We start from the raw sequence: 6,882 nt of genomic DNA, 5'->3' as shown, positions 1-6,882 counted from the left end.
ATGGGCGGCTTCTTCCTTGCCAAAGAGCTGGCGGGTGGCGACGTCGCGGCGTGGCTCTACTCGGGGTTGATTCTGGGGGCAATGATGGGGCCCACCATCGTGTTCTCTATCCCCGTTGCGCTGGGCATTATTGAGCCGTCTGACCGCCGTTATCTGGCGCTTGGCGTGCTGGCAGGCATTGTCACGATCCCTATCGGCTGTATTGCCGGTGGTCTGGTCGCGATGTATTCGGGCGTTGAGATCAACGGACAACCGGTCGAGTTCACCTTCGCGCTGATCCTGATGAACATGATCCCGGTGATTATCGTCGCCGTGCTGGTGGCGCTGGGGTTGAAATTCATCCCGGAAAAAATGATCAACGGCTTCCAGATCTTCGCCAAATTCCTCGTTGCGCTGATCACCATTGGTCTCGCCGCGGCAGTCATCAAGTTCCTGCTGGGCTGGGAGCTGATCCCCGGTCTCGATCCCATCTTTATGGCACCTGGCGACACCCCCGGTGAAGTGATGCGCGCCATTGAAGTGATCGGTTCTATCTCCTGCGTACTGCTCGGGGCGTATCCGATGGTGCTGTTACTGACCCGTTGGTTTGAGAAACCGCTGATGCGCGTCGGAAGCCTGTTGAAAATCAACAATATGGCAGCTGGCGGCATGGTGGCGACACTGGCGAATAACATCCCGATGTTCGGCATGATGAAGCAGATGGATACCCGCGGCAAAGTGATCAACTGCGCCTTCGCCGTCTCCGCAGCCTTCGCGCTGGGTGACCACTTAGGCTTCGCGGCGGCCAACATGAACGCCATGATCTTCCCGATGATTGTCGGCAAATTGATTGGCGGTGTTACGGCGATTGGCGTGGCCATGATGCTGGTGCCAAAAGATGAAAACGTTCCGGCAGAAACGGAAGTGGAGGCGCAATCGTGAACACGCGCCAGCTATTGAGCGTCGGTATCGATATCGGCACCACGACCACGCAGGTGATCTTCTCGCGCCTGGAACTGGTTAACCGTGCGGCAGTGTCGCAGGTGCCCCGTTACGAATTCATCAAACGCGACATTAGCTGGCAAAGCCCGGTCTTCTTTACCCCCGTCGATAAGCAGGGCGGGTTACGGGAGGACGACCTTAAAGCGCTGATCCTCGCGCAGTATCAGGCGGCGGGGATCGCGCCGGAATCGGTTGATTCAGGAGCCATCATCATCACCGGCGAGAGCGCGAAAACCCGCAACGCGCGCCCGGCGGTGATGACGCTCTCCCAGTCGCTCGGTGACTTTGTGGTTGCCAGTGCCGGACCGCATCTGGAATCGGTGATTGCCGGTCACGGCGCCGGGGCGCAAACCCTGTCTGAACAGCGGATGTGCCGGGTGCTGAACATCGACATCGGCGGCGGCACTTCGAACTACGCGCTGTTTGATGCCGGAAAGGTGAGCGGCACCGCCTGTCTGAACGTCGGCGGGCGTCTGCTGGAGACCGACGGTCAAGGGCGCGTCGTACATGCCCATCAACCCGGTCAGAAGATTGTCGATGAGGTATTCGGGGTGGGTACCGATGCCCGTTCACTGACCGTCGCGCAGTTAGGGCAGGTGGCGCAGCGGATGGCGAGTCTGATCGTAGAAGTGATCGACGGCGCGTTGTCGCCGCTGGCGCAAACGCTGATGCAAACCGGGTTACTGCCAGCGGACGCGAAGCCGGAGGTCATCACCCTGTCCGGCGGCGTGGGAGAGTGCTATCGCAATCTGCCTGCCGATCCGTTCTGCTTTTCTGATATTGGGCCGCTGCTGGCGACGGCGCTGCATGAGCATCCGCGTCTGCGTGCGATGAACGTGCAGTTTCCGGCGCAGACCGTGCGCGCCACGGTGATTGGCGCAGGGGCGCACACGCTGTCGCTCTCGGGCAGCACCATCTGGCTGGAAGGGGTTCAGTTGCCGCTACGTAATCTGCCGGTAGCGATCCCGCTGGATGACGCCGATCTGGTTGGCGCGTGGCAACAGGCGCTGATGCAGCTCGATCTGGATCCACAGACTGACGCATACGTACTGGCGCTTCCCGCCTCGTTGCCGGTGCGTTACGCCGCATTACTTACGGTCATCGACGCGCTGCTGGCCTTCATCGCGCGTTACCCGAATCCGCATCCCCTGCTGGTGGTGGCCGAGCAGGACTTTGGTAAAGCGCTGGGCATGCTGTTGCGCCCACAGTTACAGCAACTCCCGCTGGCGGTCATTGACGAAGTGATTGTCCGGGCGGGCGACTATATCGACATTGGTACGCCTTTGTTTGGCGGATCGGTTGTGCCGGTGACGGTGAAATCACTCGCATTTCCTTCCTGAGGGAACGACTTATGAAACTAAAGACCACATTGTTCGGCAATGTTTATCAGTTTAAGGATGTAAAAGAGGTGCTGGCAAAAGCCAACGAACTGCGTTCGGGGGATGTGCTGGCCGGCGTCGCGGCGCAAAGCTCGCAGGAGCGTGTCGCGGCGAAACAGGTGTTGTCGGAAATGACGGTGGCGGATATTCGCAATAACCCGGTGATTTCCTATGAAGAGGACTGCGTCACACGCCTGATTCAGGACGATGTCAACGAAACGGCCTACAACCGCATTAAGAACTGGAGCATCAGCGAGCTGCGTGAGCATGTGCTGAGCGATGACACCTCGGTTGATGATATTGCCTTTACGCGTAAAGGACTGACCTCGGAAGTGGTGGCGGCAGTGGCGAAGATCTGCTCTAACGCCGATCTGATCTACGGCGGCAAGAAAATGCCGGTAATCAAAAAGGCCAACACCACGATCGGTATTCCGGGCACCTTCAGCTGTCGTCTGCAGCCGAACGATACCCGTGATGATGTGCAGAGTATTGCCGCGCAAATCTACGAAGGGCTCTCTTTTGGTGCCGGCGATGCGGTGATTGGCGTCAACCCGGTGACCGACGATGTGGAGAACTTAAGCCGCGTACTGGACACGGTTTATGGGGTGATCGACAAGTTCAACATCCCGACCCAGGGCTGTGTGCTGGCGCACGTTACCACGCAGATTGAAGCGATCCGTCGCGGTGCGCCGGGCGGACTGATCTTCCAGAGTATCTGCGGCAGTGAAAAGGGCTTAAAAGAGTTCGGCGTAGAGCTGGCAATGCTGGACGAAGCGCGTGCGGTAGGGGCGGAGTTTAACCGGATCGCCGGAGAAAACTGCCTGTATTTTGAAACCGGACAGGGCTCGGCGCTGTCCGCCGGGGCGAACTTCGGGGCGGACCAGGTAACGATGGAAGCACGTAACTACGGCCTGGCGCGTCACTACGATCCATTCCTGGTGAACACCGTGGTGGGCTTTATCGGGCCGGAGTATCTCTACAACGACCGCCAGATTATTCGTGCCGGTCTGGAAGATCACTTTATGGGCAAGCTGAGCGGCATCTCGATGGGCTGTGACTGCTGCTACACCAACCATGCCGATGCCGATCAGAACCTCAACGAAAACCTGATGATTCTGCTCGCCACCGCGGGCTGTAACTACATCATGGGTATGCCGCTTGGCGACGACATCATGCTCAACTACCAGACCACCGCCTTCCACGATACGGCGACCGTACGCCAGTTGCTGAATCTGCGTCCGTCGCCGGAGTTTGAACGCTGGCTGGAAACGATGGGCATTATGGCAAACGGTCGCCTGACCAAACGGGCGGGCGATCCGTCACTGTTCTTCTGATGACGCGGGGATGACAAACAATGGATCAAAAACAGATTGAAGAAATTGTACGCAGCGTAATGGCGTCAATGGGACAGACACAGCCGCAGACCGCCGCCCCGTCGCAGTCCTGCGACAAACCGCAGTGTGCGGCACCGTCGACTACAGAGAGCTGTGCGCTGGATTTAGGCTCCGCTGAAGCAAAAGCCTGGATTGGCGTGGAGAACCCGCATCGCGCAGAGGTGCTGACCGAACTGCGGCGCAGTACCGCAGCGCGCGTTTGCACCGGGCGTGCCGGTCCGCGTCCACGCACTCAGGCGCTACTGCGTTTTCTCGCCGACCACTCACGCTCAAAAGACACCGTACTGAAAGAGGTGCCGGAAGAGTGGGTGAAAGCGCAGGGACTGCTGGAAGTGCGTTCGGAAATCAGCGACAAAAATCTCTACCTGACGCGCCCGGATATGGGCCGCCGTTTGAGTCAGGAAGCCATAGAGGCGCTGAAATCGCAGTGCGTCGCAAATCCGGATGTTCAGGTGGTGGTGTCTGACGGCCTGTCTACCGATGCGATCACCGCGAACTATGAAGAGATCCTGCCACCGCTGCTGTCCGGTCTGAAGCAGGCCGGACTGAAGGTCGGGACACCGTTCTTTGTCCGCTATGGCCGCGTGAAGATTGAAGACCAGATCGGCGAGATCCTCGGAGCGAAAGTGGTGATTCTGCTGGTCGGTGAACGTCCAGGACTGGGGCAGTCGGAGAGTCTCTCCTGCTACGCGGTCTATTCACCGCGCGTGGCGACGACGGTGGAGGCCGACCGTACCTGTATTTCCAACATCCACCAGGGCGGTACGCCGCCGGTAGAAGCCGCTGCTGTCATCGTGGATTTGGCCAAACGCATGCTGGAGCAGAAAGCGTCCGGCATCAACATGACCCGTTAAGGAGGCATCATGCCAGCATTAGATTTGATTCGACCGTCGGTCAGCGCGATGCGCGTGATTGCTTCCGTGAACGACGGGTTTGCACGTGAACTTAAATTACCGTCGCATATACGTAGCCTCGGTCTCATCACGGCAGATTCTGATGACGTGACGTATATTGCCGCAGACGAAGCGACAAAACAGGCGATGGTTGAAGTGGTGTATGGCCGTTCGCTGTACGCCGGGGCGGCCCATGGGCCATCGCCGACAGCCGGTGAAGTGTTGATTATGTTGGGCGGTCCAAACCCGGCGGAAGTGCGCGCCGGGCTGGATGCGATGGTGGCGCATATCGAAGGCGGCGCGGCGTTCCAGTGGGCGAACGATGCGGAAAACACCGCGTTCCTGGCGCATGTGGTGTCGCGTACCGGCTCTTATCTGTCGTCAACGGCAGGGATCGCGCTGGGCGATCCGCTGGCTTATCTGGTGGCACCGCCGCTGGAAGCAACGTATGGCATTGATGCGGCAATGAAATCCGCCGATGTTCAACTGGTGACCTACGTGCCGCCTCCGTCAGAAACTAACTACTCGGCGGCGTTTTTGACCGGTAGCCAGGCTGCCTGTAAAGCTGCCTGTAATGCCTTTGCCGATGCGGTTCTGGACATCGCCCGTAATCCTGTTCAGCGCGCGTAACGGAGGTCATCAATGATCAATGCACTGGGGTTACTGGAAGTGGAGGGCATGGTTGCCGCCGTGGACGCGTCGGATGCCATGCTGAAGGCGGCTAATGTCAACCTGCTGAGTCATGAAGTGCTTGACCCGGGCAAAGTGACGCTGGTGGTGGAAGGCGATCTGGCGGCGTGTCGTGCGGCGCTGGATGCCGGAAGCGCCGCAGCACAGCGGACAGGCCGCGTCATCAGCCGCAAAGAAATTGGTCGGCCAGAAGACGACACCCAGTGGCTGATCGGCGGATTTAAGCGCGCGTCGAAATCCCCTGAGCAGAAGATAGCGCCGAAGCCTGAAGCACCTGTACGGTCTGAATACGCCGACGCGCTGCTGGCGCAGCTCGCTACAGCGCGTCAGGGAATGACGGCAGGAGAGGTCGCCGCGCACTTTGGCTGGCCGCTTGAAGAGGCCAGAAACGCACTGGAACAGCTCTTCACTGACGGGGCGTTGCGTAAACGCAGTAGTCGCTATCGCTTAAAAAATTAACCTGTCGGAGGGCCGGGCGTCTTACCAGGCGTCCGGCATAAAAGATCATGAAAAAGACCCGTTCAGCCAGTTTGCACCATCTTTATCATGAAGCGTTACCCGAAGACGTTAAACTCACGCCAAAGGTGGAAGTGGACAACGTTCACCAGCGGCGGACCACGGATGTTTATGAGCACGCCCTGACCATCACTGCCTGGCAGCAGATTTACGATCAACTGCATCCGGGGAAGTTTCATGGTGAATTCACGGAAATCTTGCTCGATGACATTCAGGTTTTTCGCGAATACACCGGACTGGCGCTGCGTCAGTCATGCCTGGTGTGGCCGAATTCGTTCTGGTTTGGCATTCCGGCCACGCGGGGCGAGCAGGGATTTATTGGCGCACAGTGTCTCGGCAGCGCCGAGATTGCGACCCGCCCGGGCGGTACGGAGTTCGAGCTGAGCACGCCGGATGATTACACGATTCTCGGGGTAGTGATTTCAGAGGATGTGATTTCCCGTCAGGCACAGTTTTTACATAATCCGGAAAGGGTGCTGCATATGCTGCGCAACCAGTCGGCGCTGGAGGTCAAAGAGCAGCACAAGGCGGCGCTGTGGGGCTTTGTCCAGCAGGCGCTGGCGACTTTTAGCGAGAACCCGGAGAATCTTCATCAACCTGCAGTGCGTAAGGTGCTGGGGGATAATCTGTTGTTGGCGATGGGCATGATGCTGGAGGACGCGCATCCTATCAACTCGGCGGAGAGTATCAGCCACCAGGGCTACCGCAAACTGCTCTCCCGGGCGCGTGAGTATGTGCTGGAAAATATGTCGGAGCCGCTGACGGTACTCGACCTCTGCAACCAGCTTCACGTCAGCCGTCGTACGTTGCAGAATGCATTTCACGCCATTTTGGGGATTGGACCGAATGCGTGGCTGAAAAGGATCCGCCTGAATGCGGTGCGACGGGAATTAATCAGCCCGTGGTCGCAGAGTACCACGGTCAAGGATGCGGCAATGCAGTGGGGGTTCTGGCATTTAGGGCAGTTCGCCACCGACTACCAGCAATTGTTTGCCGAGAAGCCGTCGCTGACGTTGCACCAGCGTATGC

At 58.6% G+C, this 6,882-nt stretch carries 7 protein-coding genes; all 7 read left to right on the top strand.

Features of this window, described 5'->3' with window-relative positions; translation table 11 throughout:
* A partial coding sequence (eutH, locus tag AB7E14_RS18125; protein WP_428169756.1) for an ethanolamine utilization protein EutH occupies positions 1–921 on the top strand: 921 nt, incomplete at its 5' end.
* Positions 918–2,321, top strand: a complete 1,404-nt coding sequence (gene eutA, locus AB7E14_RS18120; protein ID WP_046402137.1) for an ethanolamine ammonia-lyase reactivating factor EutA — start codon at positions 918–920, stop codon at positions 2,319–2,321. The genes eutH and eutA, both read left to right, overlap by 4 nt.
* An 11-nt stretch (positions 2,322–2,332) precedes the next feature.
* Positions 2,333–3,694, top strand: a complete 1,362-nt coding sequence (gene eutB / locus AB7E14_RS18115; protein WP_042999888.1) for an ethanolamine ammonia-lyase subunit alpha — start codon at positions 2,333–2,335, stop codon at positions 3,692–3,694.
* Between the two features lie 20 nt (positions 3,695–3,714).
* Positions 3,715–4,608 carry an ethanolamine ammonia-lyase subunit EutC gene (gene eutC, locus AB7E14_RS18110; RefSeq protein WP_042999889.1) on the top strand — a complete coding sequence of 298 codons (894 nt, stop codon included), beginning with the start codon at positions 3,715–3,717 and terminating at the stop codon, positions 4,606–4,608.
* Positions 4,609–4,617: 9 nt separating this feature from the next.
* Positions 4,618–5,277 (top strand): ethanolamine utilization microcompartment protein EutL, encoded by a 660-nt coding sequence (gene eutL / locus AB7E14_RS18105; RefSeq protein WP_042999890.1) that lies wholly within the window; start codon positions 4,618–4,620, stop codon positions 5,275–5,277.
* A 12-nt stretch (positions 5,278–5,289) separates the two neighbouring features.
* Complete coding sequence (eutK, locus tag AB7E14_RS18100) at positions 5,290–5,796, top strand: ethanolamine utilization microcompartment protein EutK (RefSeq protein WP_044258365.1); 507 nt, start codon at positions 5,290–5,292, stop codon at positions 5,794–5,796.
* 47 nt (positions 5,797–5,843) lie between these two features.
* A partial coding sequence (gene eutR / locus AB7E14_RS18095) for an HTH-type transcriptional regulator EutR (protein ID WP_428169755.1) occupies positions 5,844–6,882 on the top strand: 1,039 nt, incomplete at its 3' end.

It is taken from the genome of Citrobacter sp. (assembly GCF_050252275.1).
Taxonomy (GTDB): domain Bacteria; phylum Pseudomonadota; class Gammaproteobacteria; order Enterobacterales; family Enterobacteriaceae; genus Citrobacter_A; species Citrobacter_A amalonaticus.
The sequence above is the reverse complement of the archived record's forward strand: the minus strand, read 5'-3'. Positions and strand labels throughout refer to the sequence as shown.

What these genes read in the sequence shown, in the direction of transcription:
- eutC (WP_042999889.1), top strand. Translation starts at nt 3,715, where the DNA reads ATGGATCAAAAACAGATTGAAGAAATTGTACGCAGCGTAATGGCGTCA.
- eutL (WP_042999890.1), top strand. Translation starts at nt 4,618, where the DNA reads ATGCCAGCATTAGATTTGATTCGACCGTCGGTCAGCGCGATGCGCGTG.
- eutK (WP_044258365.1), top strand. Translation starts at nt 5,290, where the DNA reads ATGATCAATGCACTGGGGTTACTGGAAGTGGAGGGCATGGTTGCCGCC.
- eutB (WP_042999888.1), top strand. Translation starts at nt 2,333, where the DNA reads ATGAAACTAAAGACCACATTGTTCGGCAATGTTTATCAGTTTAAGGAT.